Source organism: Fervidicella metallireducens AeB, from assembly GCF_000601455.1.
Taxonomy (GTDB): domain Bacteria; phylum Bacillota; class Clostridia; order Clostridiales; family Caloramatoraceae; genus Fervidicella; species Fervidicella metallireducens.
Genome location: NZ_AZQP01000034.1, coordinates 1 through 18,430, shown reverse-complemented (window position 1 = coordinate 18,430; position 18,430 = coordinate 1). Strand labels below are relative to the sequence as shown.

Annotated in this window: 15 protein-coding genes, 2 tRNA genes and 1 pseudogene; 3 read left to right on the top strand and 15 right to left on the bottom strand. The window is 33.2% G+C overall.

The window, feature by feature from the left end; all coding sequences use genetic code 11:
- Positions 1-16: 16 nt before the first annotated feature.
- The 13 genes from Q428_RS10210 to purR all read right to left on the bottom strand — a co-directional run bounded on the left by Q428_RS10210 (position 17) and on the right by purR (position 15,546).
- Complete coding sequence (locus tag Q428_RS10210) at positions 17-1,552, bottom strand: putative polysaccharide biosynthesis protein (RefSeq protein WP_035380641.1); 1,536 nt, start codon at positions 1,550-1,552, stop codon at positions 17-19.
- A gap of 90 nt (positions 1,553-1,642) precedes the next feature.
- Positions 1,643-2,197, bottom strand: coding sequence for a stage V sporulation protein T (spoVT, locus tag Q428_RS10205; RefSeq protein ID WP_035380639.1), 555 nt, complete (start codon positions 2,195-2,197; stop codon positions 1,643-1,645).
- A gap of 197 nt (positions 2,198-2,394) precedes the next feature.
- Entirely contained in the window at positions 2,395-2,568 is a 174-nt protein-coding gene (locus Q428_RS15470) for a hypothetical protein (RefSeq protein WP_161633622.1), read from the bottom strand.
- Positions 2,569-2,746: 178 nt separating this feature from the next.
- Positions 2,747-3,742 (bottom strand): peptidylprolyl isomerase, encoded by a 996-nt coding sequence (locus Q428_RS10200; RefSeq protein WP_035380672.1) that lies wholly within the window; start codon positions 3,740-3,742, stop codon positions 2,747-2,749.
- Positions 3,743-3,788: 46 nt separating this feature from the next.
- The gene (gene mfd, locus Q428_RS10195; RefSeq protein ID WP_035380637.1) at positions 3,789-7,298 is read right to left on the bottom strand and encodes a transcription-repair coupling factor; all 3,510 of its coding nucleotides are present in this window, start codon (positions 7,296-7,298) and stop codon (positions 3,789-3,791) included.
- 69 nt (positions 7,299-7,367) lie between these two features.
- A complete protein-coding gene (gene pth, locus Q428_RS10190; protein ID WP_035380635.1) occupies positions 7,368-7,940 on the bottom strand; it encodes an aminoacyl-tRNA hydrolase in 573 nt (190 codons plus the stop codon).
- A gap of 130 nt (positions 7,941-8,070) precedes the next feature.
- Positions 8,071-9,225 carry a S1C family serine protease gene (locus Q428_RS10185; protein WP_423219592.1) on the bottom strand — a complete coding sequence of 385 codons (1,155 nt, stop codon included), beginning with the start codon at positions 9,223-9,225 and terminating at the stop codon, positions 8,071-8,073.
- 72 nt (positions 9,226-9,297) lie between these two features.
- The gene (locus Q428_RS10180; protein ID WP_035380631.1) at positions 9,298-10,704 is read right to left on the bottom strand and encodes a sensor histidine kinase; all 1,407 of its coding nucleotides are present in this window, start codon (positions 10,702-10,704) and stop codon (positions 9,298-9,300) included.
- A complete protein-coding gene (locus Q428_RS10175; RefSeq protein ID WP_035380629.1) occupies positions 10,705-11,382 on the bottom strand; it encodes a response regulator transcription factor in 678 nt (225 codons plus the stop codon).
- Between the two features lie 217 nt (positions 11,383-11,599).
- Positions 11,600-12,553 carry a ribose-phosphate diphosphokinase gene (locus Q428_RS10170; RefSeq protein WP_035380627.1) on the bottom strand — a complete coding sequence of 318 codons (954 nt, stop codon included), beginning with the start codon at positions 12,551-12,553 and terminating at the stop codon, positions 11,600-11,602.
- 17 nt (positions 12,554-12,570) lie between these two features.
- The gene (gene glmU / locus Q428_RS10165) at positions 12,571-13,944 is read right to left on the bottom strand and encodes a bifunctional UDP-N-acetylglucosamine diphosphorylase/glucosamine-1-phosphate N-acetyltransferase GlmU (protein ID WP_035380625.1); all 1,374 of its coding nucleotides are present in this window, start codon (positions 13,942-13,944) and stop codon (positions 12,571-12,573) included.
- 276 nt (positions 13,945-14,220) lie between these two features.
- Complete coding sequence (gene spoVG, locus Q428_RS10160; RefSeq protein WP_035380623.1) at positions 14,221-14,505, bottom strand: septation regulator SpoVG; 285 nt, start codon at positions 14,503-14,505, stop codon at positions 14,221-14,223.
- A 108-nt stretch (positions 14,506-14,613) separates the two neighbouring features.
- Positions 14,614-15,546, bottom strand: coding sequence for a pur operon repressor (gene purR, locus Q428_RS10155; protein ID WP_341349033.1), 933 nt, complete (start codon positions 15,544-15,546; stop codon positions 14,614-14,616).
- Positions 15,547-15,697: 151 nt separating this feature from the next.
- Between purR and murC the strand changes: the two genes are divergently transcribed.
- The 3 genes and pseudogenes from murC (at position 15,698) to lgt (ending at position 18,077) form a co-directional block, all read left to right on the top strand.
- Entirely contained in the window at positions 15,698-17,068 is a 1,371-nt protein-coding gene (murC, locus tag Q428_RS10150) for a UDP-N-acetylmuramate--L-alanine ligase (protein ID WP_035380621.1), read from the top strand.
- Positions 17,069-17,124: 56 nt separating this feature from the next.
- Positions 17,125-17,298 carry a hypothetical protein gene (locus tag Q428_RS15465; protein ID WP_161633621.1) on the top strand — a complete coding sequence of 58 codons (174 nt, stop codon included), beginning with the start codon at positions 17,125-17,127 and terminating at the stop codon, positions 17,296-17,298.
- Between the two features lie 19 nt (positions 17,299-17,317).
- Positions 17,318-18,077, top strand: a pseudogene (gene lgt, locus Q428_RS10140) (prolipoprotein diacylglyceryl transferase).
- Positions 18,078-18,118: 41 nt separating this feature from the next.
- On the opposite strand, the gene Q428_RS10135 reads toward lgt, so the two are convergent.
- Both Q428_RS10135 and Q428_RS10130 read right to left on the bottom strand, forming a co-directional pair.
- Positions 18,119-18,194 (bottom strand) — tRNA-Pro (locus Q428_RS10135).
- Positions 18,195-18,248: 54 nt separating this feature from the next.
- Positions 18,249-18,324 (bottom strand) — tRNA-Pro (locus Q428_RS10130).
- Between the last annotated feature and the right edge of the window lie 106 nt (positions 18,325-18,430).

Sequence of the window (18,430 nt, the reverse complement as noted above, 5' to 3'; positions counted from 1 at the left end):
TCCCCTCTTTGTTCCTTTATTTTTTAATTTTATTCTTTAAATCAGAAATTTTCACAGCTCCAGAAAGGAAAAGCATTAAAAAATAAACGAATGCACCTATGAAAATTGTCGATACTGTAGAAAGATTTCCACTTCTAGTTAGATTATATATTTTTCCGTATGAAGCTACAACCGATATTATCATTATAATTGTAGATACCACAGGTAAAATAAAGACTTCATGTATATCAATATATACTTTTGTATATTTTATTACAAGTATAATATCTATAATTGCCACTGCAAGATATGCAAATAACGTACCGTAGGCAGCTGCCTTAATATTATACTGGGGCATAGGTATAAAAATTATGCTTATTAATATTTTTATACCACTTCCTACAATCATTGCTGCAACTGGCATAATTGTTTTCCCCATTCCATTTAATATACTTGTAGATGTCTGAGCAATTATTATAAAAAGTGCAGCTACTGACAGAATCTGCATCAACTCCCACCCATCAGACATACCTTGAAAAACAAGTCCTAATATTGGCCTAGACAGTGTATAAAGGCCTGCACAGCAGGGTAATGCAAGTATCATAGCCAGCTTATATGATATTTTTATATTATGTTTAAGCTTAACTCTATCTCTGCCAGCAAAGGCTTCTGATATTGCAGGAACAGTATTTTGTGCTATTGCTATAGATAGAGTTAGTGGAACATTTATAAGTACAAATGCTTTACCAGTAAGCTGTCCATACAGTATTGTAGCTGTTTTATCTGTAAACCCGCTGGACTTTAATAAGCCAGTTACCATCATTGAGTCAATGAGAGTCATTATTGACCCTATTGCCTGACCTATGGAAATGGGAATGGCTATTTTTAAAATCTCAGAAAATATATCTATACTTGATTTACATTTTTCTTCTTTATTAAATTTAATTTTATTCTTTATATAGCAATATACTATCCACATAAGAGCTGCAAAAGCTCCTGCAGTGGCACCAAAGGCAGCCCCTCCAGCAGAAATGCTTATTCCCCTTGGCAAAAGTATATAAACAAGACTTACCCCGACTATAACACGTACTAGTTGTTCAAGAACTTGAGAAACAGCTGTAGGAAGCATGTTTTGTAGTCCTTGAAAATAGCCACGGAAAACAGATAAAAGACATGTAAAGAATGGAGCCAGACTTATTCCTATAAGAGAGTAATATACCTCTTTACTCCAACTACAAGCTTCAATTATATAATCTGCAAAAACAATGAGAACACAACTTGATATGCCTCCAAATAAGGCCATAGTGATTAAAGCTATTTTGAATATTTTATTTGCTTCTCCTCTTTTATGAAGTGCCATGCGTTCTGATATCATTTTAGACAAAGCAGTTGGTATCCCAGCAGCAATAGCCAATAGAAATGTATATAAAGGATATGTAAGCTGATAAAGTCCAATCCCTTCTTCTCCTATCATATATATTATTGGTATTCTGAAAAAAAATCCAAAAATCTTAGCAATGATTCCTGCTGCAGCCAATATTAGAGTTCCCTTTATTAAATTCTTTTTTTGCATGATAATCCCCCTAAAGAAATACATCCCTTATTTAACATATTAGAGATTCCAGGATTATATGCAAAAAGCAGCCATAGGCTGCTTATAAATCTATTCCATCTGTTTTCCTAAGAATAATGCTGCAGATTGAGCAAGTGCATTTTCAACCTCACCCATTTGAGCATTATCTTCCTTTGAAATTATTATAACTGCTCCAATGGTGTCTCCATCAGCAACTATTGGTGCTATAACCTGACCTGTATAAATGGAGCCATCATCTTCATCAGCTGTCAATGGAAGGCCTTTGCCTCCTTCTTTAGCATTATGTACATAAAGCTTTCTTTCAACAAGAACTTTTTCGACCTCATCACTTATCTTTTTATCAATATATTCCTTTTTTCCTGTACCTGCCACTGCAATTATCAAATCTCTGTCACAGATTAAAACTGAATGACCGATAGACTGCTGTATTGCTTCTGCATAATCCTTTGCAAAATCGCTTAACTCACCAATTGGTGAGTATTTCTTTAATATAACTCCACCTTCTCTATCGGTAAAAATTTCAAGAGGATCTCCTTCTCTTATTCTAAGCGTTCTTCTTATTTCCTTTGGTATAACAACTCTTCCTAAATCGTCAATTCTACGTACTATTCCAGTTGCTTTCATTATTGTCCCTCCCTAACAAAACTATAATATTTATTCACTATTACTATTTGTCTTGTTTATAATTTCTACAAAAAAAAGAATTTTATACCCAAATATAAGTAATTAATCTAAAAATTTTATATTTATCATAATCTTTAAAAATAAAACACCTAGAAGTTAAATATTCTATAATATTTAACCAATGGTGTTTAAGTTAATCAGGTGTATTTTTTTACATTATTACCTTTATATAAACATTGTTCACACTTAAAACTGCTTGCTGAGGGTCTATACATATATCCGCATCCTTTGCATTTTTCTGAGAAATATCGTCTTTCTGTTCTTTCCATATCCCTTTCATTTAAACTGATTTGTTCTTTATACTTTTCCATTTAACCTTTCTCCAGCTCCTTTTACAATCTGATTTTTATTTTTTACTTCACTAAATATATATCCAATCATACTACTATTTATTCATATAAATGTATAATTATTTTGATTTTGGCAAATAAAAATCCACTCTTAACGGGTGGATTTTTATTTATAATTATTCAATTTTTATCTTAAAAATTAAATTCTATCTTCGTATTTTTTAATCTTTGAATTATTCTTCCATTCAGTTTCCTTTTGTTCTATGATGCTGGATTTCTTTTCTTCTAAAAGTTTATTCTTTATCTCATTCTTTACAGAATCAAATGGTTTTACTGGATATTCTTTTTTGTCAATTATTTTAATTAAATGATATCCAAACTGAGTTTTTACTGGCTGACTTACTTGTCCCTTTGAAACTTTTATTGCCGCGTCCATAAAATCCTGATCAAATCCTGAATCAACATATGGAACCTCACCTAAATCTCCGCCACTATCCTTTGTTCCATCTGTACCATATTTTTTAGCAAGATCTTCAAATTTTGCCCCTTTATCATACTCTTCCTTTATTTTTGTAGCTAAAGCCAAATCCTTAACTAGAATATGTGCAACATGCATCTTGTTTGGTTCCGTTGTGTATTCATATTTATTTTCATCATAGTACTTTTTAACTTCAGAATCAGACACTGTTACATCCTTTGTAAGACTTTCTTCTAATTTATCAAATATTATCTGAGTTTTTGCCATCTCTCTATAATCTTCTTCAGTTAATTTTACCTGGTCTAAAAACTTTTTAAAATTATCCTTGCTTCCAGCAAGCTTTATCATTTCATCAATTTTTTTGTCTATCTCCTGTTTTAATGTGTTCTCATCTGGAATAACATTAAGCTCCTTAGCTTTTTGCATCATTATTTTATCCATTACCATTGAATCTAATAATCCTGATTTTTGTGATTTCAATTCTTCCTGTGCCTGCGCTGATTGTAAGGCTTCTTTGCCATACATTGCTTCAAGCTGAGCTAGAGTTGAATCCCATCTTTTTTGAAATTCTCCTTTTGTTATGTTTTCATTATTAACCTTTGCTACCACGGTTTTCTTTTCACCTTCAGGTGTTTTACTGATAAGCTGACAACCAGTTGCTCCCCCAACTATTCCTATAGCAATGGCAGCTGCTATAAATTTTTTTAATCCCTTCACTTCCATCCCTCTCTCTCTTGCATTTGAAATTTATTATAATCCATTTTTATTTTTTATGCAATCTCCCTATAAATTCCAAAATATCCTTTAATGTTTTTAATGCTTCTTTATTCCTGTCCTTTCCTAGTTTTATTCTTATTAGTGGCTGTGTTGTACTTGCATACCCTGCCGTAACTCCATCAATCTTCTCATTTATTGCCCTGAGTGTTTCCACACTTATATATTCACCATTTTTAAATTGAAGGAGAATTTCATTTGCATTTTGTTTAATATTCAATATCTTTAACTTCTTTGCTATGGCTTTTGTATATGCAATTGATATTAAATTTTCAACAGGCTTTGGAATATCACCAAATCTATCTATTACCTCTTCTTCTATGTCCATTTTATCTTCCACATTTTCAATAGCTGCGATTTTTTTATAAATTTCAATCTTCAGCATTTCATCCTGAATATAACTGTCAGGTATATATGCGTTTACTGTTAATTCAATTGTTGTTTCAATATATTCTTCCTTAATTTCTCCCTTAAGTTCCCTGACTGCCTCTTCAAGAAGTCTGCAATATAAATCATATCCTACTGCAGCCATATGCCCATGTTGCTGTGTACCTAATAAGTTACCTGCACCTCTTATCTCCAAATCTCTCATGGCAATTTTAAACCCTGAACCAAACTCAGTAAATTCCTTAATTGCCTTTAATCTTTTTTCTGCAACTTCAGTTAATACCTTATCTTTTCTATAAGTAAAATATGCATATGCAAGTCTGTTGCTTCTACCAACTCTACCCCTTAATTGATAAAGCTGTGATAATCCCATTCTATCTGCATCATAGACAATAAGGGTATTAACATTTGGAATATCAATTCCTGTTTCTATTATTGTTGTACAAAGAAGCACATCACCTTCTCCTGCTATGAATCCTAATATAACGTCTTCAAGCTCGCTTTCATTCATTTGACCATGAGCAACTACAACCTTTGCTTCTGGGACCAGCCTTGATAAAGCTATCTGCATATCTTTTATCGTCTCTACCCTGTTATAAACAAAGAACACTTGTCCTCCCCTCGATAGCTCTCTGATTATTGAATCCCTTATTATACCTTCATTATATTCCATTACATAAGTCTGAACAGGAAATCTTTCCTCTGGAGGAGTTTCAATAACACTCATATCCCTTACTCCAATCAAGGACATATGAAGTGTTCTTGGAATAGGTGTTGCAGTTAAAGTTAGAACATCTATATTTTTTTTGAAGGCCTTAATCTTTTCCTTATGGCTGACACCAAACCTCTGCTCCTCATCTACAATCAATAATCCTAAATCCTTATATTTAATATCCTTTTGTAGTAATCTGTGTGTTCCGATTATAATATCAATATTCCCTGCTGCCAGCTCCTTTATGGCTTTTTTCTGCTGTTCTTTACTCCTAAATCTGCTAATCATATCTATATTTACTGGAAAATCAGAAAATCTTTGTCTGAAATTATTATAATGTTGTTCAGCAAGTATAGTTGTTGGAACTAATACCGCCACCTGCTTTCCATCCATAACAGCCTTAAAAGCAGCCCTCATAGCCACTTCAGTTTTACCATATCCAACATCGCCGCACAAAAGCCTATCCATAGGTCTTGGCTGCTCCATATCTTTTTTTATCTCTTCTATTGCAGTAAGCTGATCCGGAGTTTCTTCATATGGAAATTCTTCTTCAAACTGCTTTTGCCATACGGTATCCTTTGAAAAAGCATGTCCTTTTAAGGCAGCTCTGTAGGCATAAAGTTCAACTAAATCCTCAGCCATTTCCTTTAAGGATTCTTTAACTTTTTTCTTTGCCTTTGTCCAGTCTGAACCTCCAAGCTTATATAGTTTAGGCTGTACTTCATCTGAACCTATATATTTTTGAACCATATCAAGCTGTTCAACTGGAACATACAATGTGTCACCGCCATGATATTGAAGGACAAGATAGTCCTTTTTTATTCCTTCTATGTGTAGTTCCTTTATTCCTTTAAATACTCCGATACCATGATTAACATGAACTACAAAATCACCAACTTTAATATCTGTAAAACTTTCTATTTTCCTTGATTTTTTTGTGAAAGTCTTCTTCTTTTCTCTTTTTTCTTTATATATTTCCTTGTCAGATATAATTGAAATTTTAATGTCTGGAAATTCCATACCCCTGCTTAAACTACCTGATGAGACCACAATTGAGCCGGGTCTTATATCGTCAATTATTTCTTTATATGAACAATTAAATCCCTCTTTTGCTAAGGACTTAACTAGCCTCTCTGCTCTTGAAGCTGCTCCTGCCAATATTAAAACCCTGTATCCTCTGTTAGCCCTAATTTTAATCTCCTCTAGTAAATAATCGATATTTCCTGATATTGGATTAATCGATATTGCATTAAAGTTAATCAAAGAATTGGCTCTAACCTCTTCAACAACCCTTGGCAGCATGTTCATTGCTATGATTTTATATGATTTTAAATTATCCATCATATAATCTGTGCTAAACATATATTCACCCTGCAATGGAAGAAGTTCTCCCTTTTCAAGCATAGTTTTATATGTTTCCTGAAACTCCTCAGATGCCGTTCTGATTCTTTGTGATATCCTTGCAGATTCATCTAAAATTACCAATGGGTTATTGAAATAGTCTATAAAACTCTCAGTGTTTTTGTAAATATATGGAATATAGCTGTCCATTCCATCAAAATACCTTAAATTCTGTAGCTTTTCAATGTTTTCCTTTACTCTAAGCTCCAGCTTCTGAGCCATTTCTTTGTTTTTCTTGGAATATAATTTCTGCCTGGCTTTTAAATCATTATCTATTCTTTCAACAATACCACTGACAATTTCCTTACTGATTACAACTTCCCTTGCAGGATAAATTACTATCTCCTCTACAGGATTCAGGCTTCTTTGTGTTTCTATATCGAAAGTTCTTATGGTATCTATCTCATCCCCAAAAAATTCTACTCTGTATGGCTCATTATCAATTGGAGAATATATATCTATTATTCCTCCTCTGCGTGCAAACTGCCCCTTTCCTTCTATTACATCAACCCTTTCATAACCTAAGTCAACTAATTTTTCAGCAAGGAGAGAAACATCTAAAATTTCTTCCCTTTTCAATTTTATTGCACTGTTTTTTAATGTATCTTTAGGAGGCATCTTATAAAAGAGAGCATCTATTGATGTCACAACGATAACTTTATCCCCTTCTAATATCTTTTTAATAACGCTTAATCTCTGGGTTTTTATATCTCCCGAAGTTACATCTACGTTTAAAACCATTTCTTTAATTGGGAAGTAATAGCAATTTTCTGTAAAAACTCTTAAATCCTCATAAATTTTTCTAGCTTCTATATCATTATGTGTAAATATTATAGTCTGATTGGGAAAATCATCAGAAAGGCAATAAGATACATAGGCCTTTTGCGATTCAGAAAGACCATGTACCTGACACGGGGTTCTATTGTTTTTTAATGCCGCTAATATGGTTTTATATTCTTCACATTCTTTAAATAGAATGTTTAACCCTTTAAATTTCAAAAAAATACCCCCTTAGGACAACAACAATTGCCCGAGGCTACCTCTCGGGCTTTTGATTATATTATATTCTTATTCTTGACTTACTTTAAAGCTATTATACTTATTCATTCCACTTTGTATTCCATTTTGTATGATTTCCATTACAGCATCCCCTGCTGCCTTTATTACTTCATCAACTAATTTTCTATCCTGTGGTGAAAATCTTCCCAGTACATAATCTGCCATATCACCAACTGGCCTTCCTATACCAATTCTTATTCTGGGAAATTCATTGCTGTTAAGCTGATAGATAATGCTTTTCATTCCATTTTGGCCACCGTCACTTCCTGAAGGTCTTATTCTTAATCTTCCAACCTCAATCGCCACATCATCATATATAACTATTATATTTTCAGGAGGAATTTTATAAAAAGCTGCTGCTTCCCTTACACTCTCTCCGCTTAAGTTCATATATGTGGATGGTTTTAAAAAAATCACTTTCTCTCCTGCAATAACCTTTTCCCCAACTAACCCCTTAAATTTTATTCTACTAATGTCTATATTTTCCTTTTCAGCAATCCAATCTATAACATCAAATCCCACATTATGTCGCGTTCCTTCATATTGTCTTCCAGGGTTTCCTAGTCCAACTACTAAAAACATAATAAACACTCCTCAGTAAATATTGCGTATTTATAGTATATCACAAAATTATTCTAAAAAATAATAAAAAAGCCCAAGGGCTTTTTTATTATTTGATATAGATTATATGCAAACAAAAGCTGCAATTTTGTTATCTATTATATGCGTCTCCAAGTTTTATGCTGAAATCTTTATATCTGCCGTTTCTATACAATTTTACCTTCAGGGTATCTCCTACCTTATATTTCTCCAGTACTTCTGACAATGCTTCTTCCCTTGTTATTTCCTGTCCTCCTGCTGAAACTATTATATCGCCAGGCCTTACACCAGCATCATCTGCCCCTGATTGTGGCACTACCTTTTGAACATATACCCCTACTGGCACACCATATTGCCTTGATGCATCTTCATCAATGAATTGAAAATATATTCCTAGATAAGGTCTTGAAACATACCCATTCTTTATTAAAGATTCTATTATTGGCTTAGCCTCGTTTATAGGAATTGCAAATCCCATTCCCTCTGCCGAACCAATTTTTAAACTATTTATTCCAATTACCTCACCAGCTTCGTTACACAATGCACCACCACTATTACCTGGATTAATAGAAGCATCTGTCTGAATAACTTTATAACTTCTGTCATCCATTTGAATATTTCTATTTAGTGCACTTACCACACCAACAGTAACTGAGCCTGCAAACTCTTGTCCAAGTGGGTTACCTATTGCTACTGCCACATCTCCCACCCTCACCTTAGAGGAATCTCCAAATTTAGCTACTGGTAGATTTTCTACATTTATTTTTAAAACTGCTAAATCCGTTTTTGCATCACTTCCAATAAGGGTGGCAGGAACACTTTTCCCACCTGATAAGGTTACCGTAATTTTTCCTGCATCTTCTATAACATGTTCATTTGTAACAATGTATCCAGATTTGTCAAAAATTATTCCCGAACCACTTCCCTGTAAGGATTCCTGACCAAAGAAATCAACATCATTGTTACTTATTCCAACAACTGCAGGACCTACTAATTCAGCTACTTTCGTTATAGAGTTTTTAGGCAAGTATGATGTAGACTCCTTTGAACTAAAATTATTTATTTTATCTTTATTTTCACTTATTTGATTATAGTAGGATTCGCTATAATTTTTCTTAACATAATATCCTCCAATTATTCCACCAATAGATGCTGAAAAAAATACCACTAATATTAATCCTAAAACTCTTAATACTTTTTTTTCTCTTTTTTCTTCTACAAATTTTATTCCGCTTTCCCAGGAATTATTATTATAATCCATCTTCACACCTCCTACTACCTTTGATTATATGCCTGTTTTTTTACAAAAGTATGAACAAAGATTGAAAAAACAAATAACTTATTCTAAACTCAAAGTAAAAGTAAATTTTGTACCCTTTTCTCCAGACTCTACCCAGATGGTTTGCTTATGCTGGTTTACAATCTGCCTTGCTATTGATAATCCTAATCCTGTTCCTCCGCCCTTTGTTCTAGCCTTATCAGCCTTATGAAATCTGTCCCAGATATATTTTATTTCTTCCTTTGGTATCGGTGTACCATTGTTAAATACACTTACCAAAAGCCTATTATCTTTAATTTCAGTTTTAATTTGAATCTTTCCTCCATCATGAACAAATTTTATGGCGTTATCTAAAAGATTAGTTATAACCTGGTCTATTCTATCTCTGTCTCCCTTAACATTCATTTTATTGTCAACAAGGACAACATCCATTTCTATTTGTTTTTTGTTTATTTTGTCCTCAAATTTAATTACCCTCTCTCTTATAAGTTCATTTATATCGAAGATTCCCATATTTAATGAAAACTCTGCTGATTCTAATCTTGCTAAATCCAATAAATCGTTTATAAGCCTTATTAATCTTTTTATTTCGTCGTTCACAATTTTTAAGTAATATTCCCACTTATCCCTTGGAATTGTACCATCAAGCATTCCAACAATGAAACCATTGATTGAGGTCATTGGAGATCTTAATTCATGTGATACATTAGCAACAAAGCTTTTCCTCATGCTCTCTAAATTCTGGAGAGAATCTGCCATATAGTTAAAAGAAACGGCTAAATCGCCAATCTCATCACTGGAACTGATTTTTACCCTCTTATCAAAGTCCCCCTTTGATATAGATTTTGCAGTATCGTTTATTTTTCCTAAGGGTTTTATTAATATCCTGTCTGAAAAATAATAAATTATTATGGCAGATATTATTATTGCGAAGAAAGCAGACATCCAGATGACAAAATATATTCTCTTTAGGGCAGCTGTAATTTCTCCTAAAGGAGCATGTAAAAAAATGCTTCCAATTGTCTGGTCATTCATCATTATTGGAAGGCCTACTGTCATCATCCTCACATCAAATTTTTCTTTAAACAGCCCCTTTTCATTTACAATGTTGCCCTTCATAACTTCTTCAATCTCTTTATTTTTTAATTGTTTACCAAGAAATTCATCAGTTTCTGTTCCTGAATACACATAAATATAACCATATTTATCCACAATCCATATTCTAGCATTAAGTAGCCTGTCTACAACTGACAATTCATATTTTAGCCTTGAGATACTGGTTTTTTTGTTTAAATAACTGACAACAGTTTTACTTAAATTGTTACCCTCTGTTAATAGAGCATTAACTTTTTGGCTGTAATAATAATTGTAAAACCAAAGGGAAAGAAATACAGCCACAAGACTGTATGATATAACCAGTATTAAAAAATAAGTACTTATAAGCTTTGTAAAGAGACTTTTCTTCATTTATTTCACCTCAAATTTATATCCAACTCCCCAAACAGTTTTAAGCTGCCATGTATTTTGTTCCCCTAATTTCTCTCTTATTCTCTTTACATGAACGTCAACAGTCCTTGAATCTCCAGGATAGTCATATCCCCACACTTCATATAAAAGCTGATCCCTTGTAAAGACCTTATTAGGATTAGAAGCTAGAAAATAAAGAAGTTCAAATTCCTTAGGCGGCATCTCAATGTTATTCCCGTTATGGGTAACAATATAGGAATCCGCATCAATTATAATGTTGTCATATTCTAGTGCTCTTTTTTGAGTCTGTGGTTTATATCTTCTTAAAACCGCCCTGATTCTAGCCACTAACTCCTTTGGTTCAAAGGGCTTTACTATATAATCATCTGCACCAAGCTCTAATCCTAATACCCTGTCAAAGGTCTCACCCTTTGCAGTCAGCATTAAAACAGGTATTTGAGAAGTTTTTCTTATTTCCCTTAAAACCTCATAACCATCCATAACAGGCATCATTACATCAAGAACTACAAGGTCAATCTGCTTATCATTAAATATCTTAATAGCATCCTTTCCATTATGGGCCTTATATATCTTATAGCCTTCCTTCAAAAGATACATTTCTATTAAATCGCAAATGTTATTGTCATCATCTACAATCATAATTTTTGTTTCAACCATACGAAAACCCTCCTATATAACATATTTTATTTATATATTTTCTCATTTTAATTATAGATTTACAACTGCCTATTAAGGAAGATGTTATTTATTAATATATAACACTACTTATGTGTCCCTATATAAAAAAGAACAGGGCATGCATTTTTACATACTCTGTTCAAAATTATTTCTTCAATTTCTTAGCTTAATGACATTGCCTTGTTGAGCAACTTTTTTATTCAAATATCATACTCACAGATAAGTCTTCGTAAATTCTCTTTATTGCCTCAGCAAACATTGGTGCTACTGAAATAGATTTAATCTTATCTATTTTCTTCTGTTCTGAAAGCTGTATTGTGTTTAAAACAACCAGCTCTTTTATTGCTGAGTTTTGTATTCTTTCAACTGCTGGACCTGATAGAACTGCATGTGTACAGCATGCCAATACTTCCTTTGCTCCTAAATCAACAAGGGCATTTGCTGCATTGCATATAGTTCCAGCTGTATCTATCATATCATCTATCATTATAACCGTCTTATTTTTAATATCTCCAATTACATTCATTACTTCGCATACGTTGGCTTTTGGTCTTCTCTTATCTATTATTGCAATTGGTGCATGTAATCTATCTGCAAATTTTCTTGCCCTTGTAACACTTCCAAGGTCTGGTGATACAACTACAACTTCATCTTCATCAAGATTTAATGTCTGATAGTATTTTGCTAATAATGGTAATCCTAAAAGATGGTCTACTGGTATATCAAAATATCCTTGTATCTGAGCAGCATGAAGGTCCATAGTAAGAACTCTGTCTGCTCCAGCAGTATGAATTAAATCAGCCACTAATTTAGCTGTGATAGGATCTCTTGCCTTTGCTTTTCTGTCCTGTCTTGCATATCCATAATATGGGATAACTGCAGTTATTCGACCAGCTGAAGCTCTCTTAAAGGCATCAATCATAATTAAAAGCTCCATTAAGTTGTCATTTACAGGATTATTTGTTGATTGAATAACGAAAACATCTGCTCCTCTTACTGTTTCACCGATGTTTACTGAAATTTCCCCATCGCTAAATCTGCCTACTTCAGCCTTACCTACTGGAACTCCTACTATTTCTGCAATCTCCTTTGCCAATAGAGGGTTTGAATTACCCGTAAATATCTTGATATTTTTGCCGTGTGTTATCATTATATATTCCTCCTATGCTATTTTTTCCAGATACCCTTTTTTTCCACCCATCCTTCTTTATTTACCTGCTTACTTCTTGCTATGGCTAAGGAACCCTTTGGTACATCCTCAGTAATTGTTGAACCTGCAGCAATATAGCTATCGTCTTCAACTGTAACAGGAGCAACTAAATTTGTATTGCATCCTACAAATACATTGTTTCCAATTACAGTCTTGTGTTTCTTTGATCCATCATAATTTACAAACACTGTTCCGCAGCCAAAATTACAATTTTCACCAACCTCAGCATCTCCTATATAAGTAAGATGTGAAACTTTTGTTCCTTCTCCTATGGTGGATTTTTTTATCTCAACAAAATCACCAATCTTAGCATCCCTTCCAATAACACTATCCGGTCTTATATATGCAAATGGTCCTACATTTGCACCCTCCATTATATGACTTTCTAATATAACCGATGATTGAATCTTAACCCCATTATCTATATTACTATCCACTATTCTTGTGTTGTGTCCTATTATAGAATCTTCACCTATTATTGTCTTTCCCTCTATGATAACTCCTGGATAGATAATAGTATCTGCCCCAATTGTTACATCAACACCTATGAATGTTGAGTTAGGATTTAAAATAGTAACACCATTGTTCATATGTTTTTCTAAAATCCTTCTTCTCATTACTTCATTAGCATCTGCAAGCTGAACCCTTGAGTTTACGCCCATAAACTCGTTAAAATCCGCTTTGAAAGCCCCTACCTTTTTACCTGATTTCTTTAAAATCTCTATGGCATCAGTTAAGTAGTATTCTCCCTGAGCATTATTATTATTTATGTTTTTTAAAGCCTCTAAAAGATGTTTGATATTAAAGCAGTAAGTTCCTGAATTTACTTCTTTTACTTTTCTTTCTTCCTCTGTTGCATCCTTATGCTCAACAATTCTCTCAACTTCTCCTGAAGCGTCTCGTATTATTCTTCCGAAACCATCTGGATAATCAGTATCCCCAGTAAGAATAGTTGCTGAAAAATTATTGCTATTGTGAAATTCAAAAACCTTAGAAATTGTGTCTGAAGTAATAAGTGGTGCATCTCCTGCAAGAATTATTACAGTTCCCTCTTTATCTCTTAAAAAATCTTCACAACACATTACTGCATGACCTGTTCCCAGTTGTCTATCCTGATATGCCGTTTTTATAGTATCTCCAAGATGTGTCTTAACTATTTCTGCTTTGTGCCCTACAACTACTATAAAATCATCTACTCCTGATGAAACAACAGCGTCTATAACATGTCCTACCATGGATTTTCCGCATACTTCATGAAGTACCTTAGGCAGCTTGGATTTCATTCTTTTTCCTTCTCCTGCTGCTAAAATAATACCATAGCACTTTTCCATAATTTGCACCTCTACTTTATTAAAAGCAATTTTGTAACCTATTTTATTATATTTCAATAGAATACATAATTCAATGAAAAACAGCCAAAAAATATATCAAATTACTTTTTTCGTAATATTCAAACGTTATTTTAAGATTTGTACATTGTTTAATATTCGTTACATAGAAAAGAATCATAACTATTTTTTGTATATTATTTATTAGTTTTTTCTTTATGTGTGTTATAAATATGGTAATTATATAAAAAAATAAAAAGGAAGTTTTTAACTTCCTCTTTATTCCTGAGCCATTTCAGCTTCAGCACTATTTTTAACTTTTTCATACTCAGCGAGTATTGCCCCTTGAATTTTTTCCCTTGTTTCAGTGTTAATTGGATGAGCGATATCCTTAAATTCTCCATCTGGTGTTTTTCTGCTTGGCATAGCAATAAAAAGACCGTTTTGTCCATCTATTACCTTGATATCGTGTACTACAAATTCGTTGTCGAATGTTACTGAGACTATAGCTTTCATTTTACCTTCATTAGCAATTTTCCTCACTCTTACATCTGTGATTTGCACAGTATCACCACCTTCCCAGTTGCTATTACTGAATAATTCTTCACAAATTCGGTTTTTCCTGCAAAACTTACAGAAAATTTCGAAATATTTTTCCCAAATTTAATAATGTTATTTTCTCATAGATGGATGTATCTTTACTTCTCCCTTTTCTTCGTCAATACTTTCTAAATTCATTAAAGAAACATAATTCTGAACCAGTCTTTTATTATATGGCAGACTTTCAACAAGAACACCTATACCTTCTACACTGCAATCAAATTCCTTCATAAGTTCAATAACTCCATTTGCAGTTCCGCCAGCCCTCATGAAATCATCAATAAAAATACATCTGCTTCCCTTTTTAACTGATCTTTTTGATAAACTCATAGTCCTCATTCTCTTTGATGAACCTGATATATAATTGATGCTAACTGTTGAGCCCTCAGTAACCCTGTTATCGCTTCTAATGATAACAAGAGGAATATTTAATGCCTTGGCTGTCATCATGGCTATAGGTATTCCTTTGGTTTCTATTGTAAGAACATAGTCAGGGTTCTTGTCCCTAAAATATTGTGCCATAATAATCCCTATCTTACTTGATATCTCTGGAGAATAGATGATGTCATTCATATATAGAAAGCCACCTGGTATAATTCTGTCGGAGGTTTTAATCATATCGCATAATCTACTTATAAATTCCTCTTCTTCTTCTCTGGATATACCCGGTACATATTTAACTCCTCCAGCAGCACCAGGAAGAGTTTCTACAACTCCACATTTCAGATTTTCAACTACTTTTTTTACAATTGTGATATCTTCACTTAAAGTTGAACGGGCAGAATCAAATATTTCAGAGAAATATCCCAAACTAAAGATTACATTGGGATTATCTGATAAAACCTTTAATATAGCCGCTACTCTCTCCTTGCGGTGTAAACGTTCCATAGAATCACTTCCTATCCATACTTCTATATTTTTGTCATAAAATTTCATTCCTATACATAATTTTAAATGTACATGTTTACACGAACATTGCTTTGTTTTTACGTCCTTAAATTTCATTTTATAGTATTCCTTTTACCATTGCAAGTATCTAAGTTTTCTTCATAGCTGAGTAAAATTATATTTATAATTTAAAATTATTATTTCATTTTGTATTATGTTATAATATTTTTGTCTATAATTTAAATAAGGAAAGTCTAGGAGTGATTGTATGTTTGATATTTATAACGATAAAAATAAAAAAGTTCATTTTATTGGCATTGGTGGAATCAGTATGAGCGGGCTGGCTGAAATATTGATTGACTACGGCTATCATGTTTCTGGTTCTGATAGATCTAAATCTAAATTCACTGATAAATTGCAAAAATTAGGTGCAGATATATTTATAGGTCATGAACCCAGTCATGTTCATGGAGCTGATTTGGTTGTTTACACAGCTGCTGTAAAAGATGATAATCCAGAATTAATAGAAGCAAAAAATTTAGATATTCCCCTGATGGATAGAGCTGAATTTTTAGGCGCTATAATGAAAAAATTTTCAAAGGGCATTGCGGTTTCTGGAACCCACGGTAAAACTACTGTAACTTCAATGATTTCAACAGTTTTACTCAATGCAGACCTTGATCCTACTATAATGGTTGGCGGAGAATTAGATGCTATTGACGGCAATGTAAAGCCTGGCAAAAGCCCCTATTTTATTACTGAAGCATGTGAATATAAAGGAAGTTTCCTTAAGTTCTATCCTTATATAGGAATAATTTTAAACATAGATGCTGATCATCTTGATTATTATAAAGATATAAAGGAAATCCATGACACTTTCTTTGCATTTGCAGATCTTATTCCGAAAGACGGCCTCTTAATTGGTTGTGCCGAGGATGATAGGGTAATTGATATCTGTAAAAAGGTTAAATGCAATACTTTGACATACGGTATAAAACATGGTGATTTTACTGCTAAAGACATAGTTTATGATTCAAAGGGCTTCCCTTCCTTTACAGCCTGCTATAAAGGGGAAGACTACGGTAGATTTAGCCTTTCTGTTCCTGGTGAACATAATGTTTTAAATGCTTTGTCAGCAATAGCCTGTAGTTATTTTTTAGGAATTGACAAGGATGTTACTGCAGCTAGTCTGAAATCTTTTACTGGAACACATAGAAGGTTTGAGAAAAAAGGTGAGAAAAATGGAGTTGTAGTTATAGATGATTATGCCCACCATCCAGCAGAAATTATTGCAACAATAAAGGCTGCAAAAAACTATCCACACAAAAGAATTTTCTGTGTATTCCAACCCCATACCTATACTAGAACCTATACTCTGTTTGAAGATTTTGCTAAAGCCTTTAATGGGCTTGATAAACTTATCTTAACAGACATATATGCAGCTAGAGAAAAGGACACAGGACTTGTAAGTTCAAATAAGTTATGCGAGGCAGTTAAAAATTATGGCGTCAATGCAGTGCATATAAGTTCTTTTAAGGAAATTGTTGAAGATTTGAGTAATGAACTTAAAGAAGGGGATCTCCTTATAACGATGGGTGCAGGAGATGTATATTTAGTTGGTGAAGACTATCTTAAATAGTTTTAGCAATGGTATATGCAAATTCCGAAGCAATAAACATAATTGGAGGAATTGAAATGGAAAAAATACAAATGATAATTTCTTTAATACTATTTTCTATCATGACCTACGGGGGAATAAAAATGCTTTCAAGACATTCCCTGCCTATGCCTGTTAAAAAGGCTGAGGAACAAGAACCTGAAGAAAAACTTGAAGGTGATAAAATATCAGAAGAAGAATATAAAAAATAAATAGTATGGGAGAAAAACTATGAGTTCAACAGCGTTTTATATTTTTGGAATTCCTATAAAATGGTATGGAATTTTAATAGCCAGTGGGATGGTTTTAGGTATCTTAATAGCTAAAAATAGTTGTAAAATAAAAGATATTGACTATGAAAAATTTCTCGATATATTGCTCATTGCTATTCCTTCTGGGATAATTGGTGCAAGAGTATATTATGTAATATTTGAATTTAATTACTATAAAAACCATCTATCGGAGATAATAAACATTCGTCAGGGTGGACTTGCTATTCATGGCGGGATAATCTTTGGCATAATTTCAGCCCTAATATATGCTAAGAACAAAATTTAAATTTTTAAGATATGCAGACGTTGCAGCTCCATCGATTATTATAGCACAGGCAGTTGGACGTTGGGGAAATTTTTTCAATCAGGAAGCTTATGGTTCCCAGGTTAGTTATGAATTTATTAGCCGTTTTCCTGATTTTATTCAGAAAGGTATGTATATTGGAGGCTCATACTACCATCCGACTTTCTTATACGAATCAATCTGGGATTTCTCTGTATTTATTCTATTAATTATTCTTTTAAGGAAGAACTTAAAGGATGGTACAATAATATTTTTATACATCGGATTATACTCATTGGGAAGATTTTTTATTGAAGGTCTTCGAACAGACAGTTTGATGTTAGGACCCTTTAGAGTTGCCCAACTTGTAAGCTTAATTGGAGTAATTATATGCCTTTTATTTGTGTTATATAAATATGTTAAAAAAGCAAAATAAAAATTACAGGCTGTAAATGTTATATTTACAGCTTTTTTTGTTGGTCGGGGCGACAGGACTTGAACCTGCGACCTCGTGGTCCCGAACCACGCGCGCTCCCATCTGCGCCACACCCCGGTAAAATTTTCCTGTTATATGTAAAAAATAGGTTCAGCTTCTTTGCTAAACCTTTGGTCGGGGTGACAGGGATTGAACCTGCGACCTCATGGTCCCAAACCACGCGCGCTCCCATCTGCGCCACACCCCGGTATTAAATCTTAACTGCCTTATCGCCGTCAACACAATTTATTATATATGGACTTTATGAATTTTGCAAGGGTTTTTTTAAAAAATTTTTTATGCTTACTTTTATT

Excerpts from the sequence above, each read along its gene's own strand:
- spoVT (WP_035380639.1), bottom strand. The coding sequence starts at position 2,197 with ATGAAAGCAACTGGAATAGTACGTAGAATTGACGATTTAGGAAGAGTT.
- Q428_RS15470 (WP_161633622.1), bottom strand. The coding sequence starts at position 2,568 with ATGGAAAAGTATAAAGAACAAATCAGTTTAAATGAAAGGGATATGGAA.
- Q428_RS15465 (WP_161633621.1), top strand. The coding sequence starts at position 17,125 with ATGGAAAAAATACAAATGATAATTTCTTTAATACTATTTTCTATCATG.
- Q428_RS10180 (WP_035380631.1), bottom strand. The coding sequence starts at position 10,704 with ATGAAGAAAAGTCTCTTTACAAAGCTTATAAGTACTTATTTTTTAATA.
- Q428_RS10170 (WP_035380627.1), bottom strand. The coding sequence starts at position 12,553 with ATGATAACACACGGCAAAAATATCAAGATATTTACGGGTAATTCAAAC.
- purR (WP_341349033.1), bottom strand. The coding sequence starts at position 15,546 with ATGAAATTTAAGGACGTAAAAACAAAGCAATGTTCGTGTAAACATGTA.
- Q428_RS10210 (WP_035380641.1), bottom strand. The coding sequence starts at position 1,552 with ATGCAAAAAAAGAATTTAATAAAGGGAACTCTAATATTGGCTGCAGCA.
- Q428_RS10175 (WP_035380629.1), bottom strand. The coding sequence starts at position 11,382 with ATGGTTGAAACAAAAATTATGATTGTAGATGATGACAATAACATTTGC.
- glmU (WP_035380625.1), bottom strand. The coding sequence starts at position 13,944 with ATGGAAAAGTGCTATGGTATTATTTTAGCAGCAGGAGAAGGAAAAAGA.
- murC (WP_035380621.1), top strand. The coding sequence starts at position 15,698 with ATGTTTGATATTTATAACGATAAAAATAAAAAAGTTCATTTTATTGGC.
- pth (WP_035380635.1), bottom strand. The coding sequence starts at position 7,940 with ATGTTTTTAGTAGTTGGACTAGGAAACCCTGGAAGACAATATGAAGGA.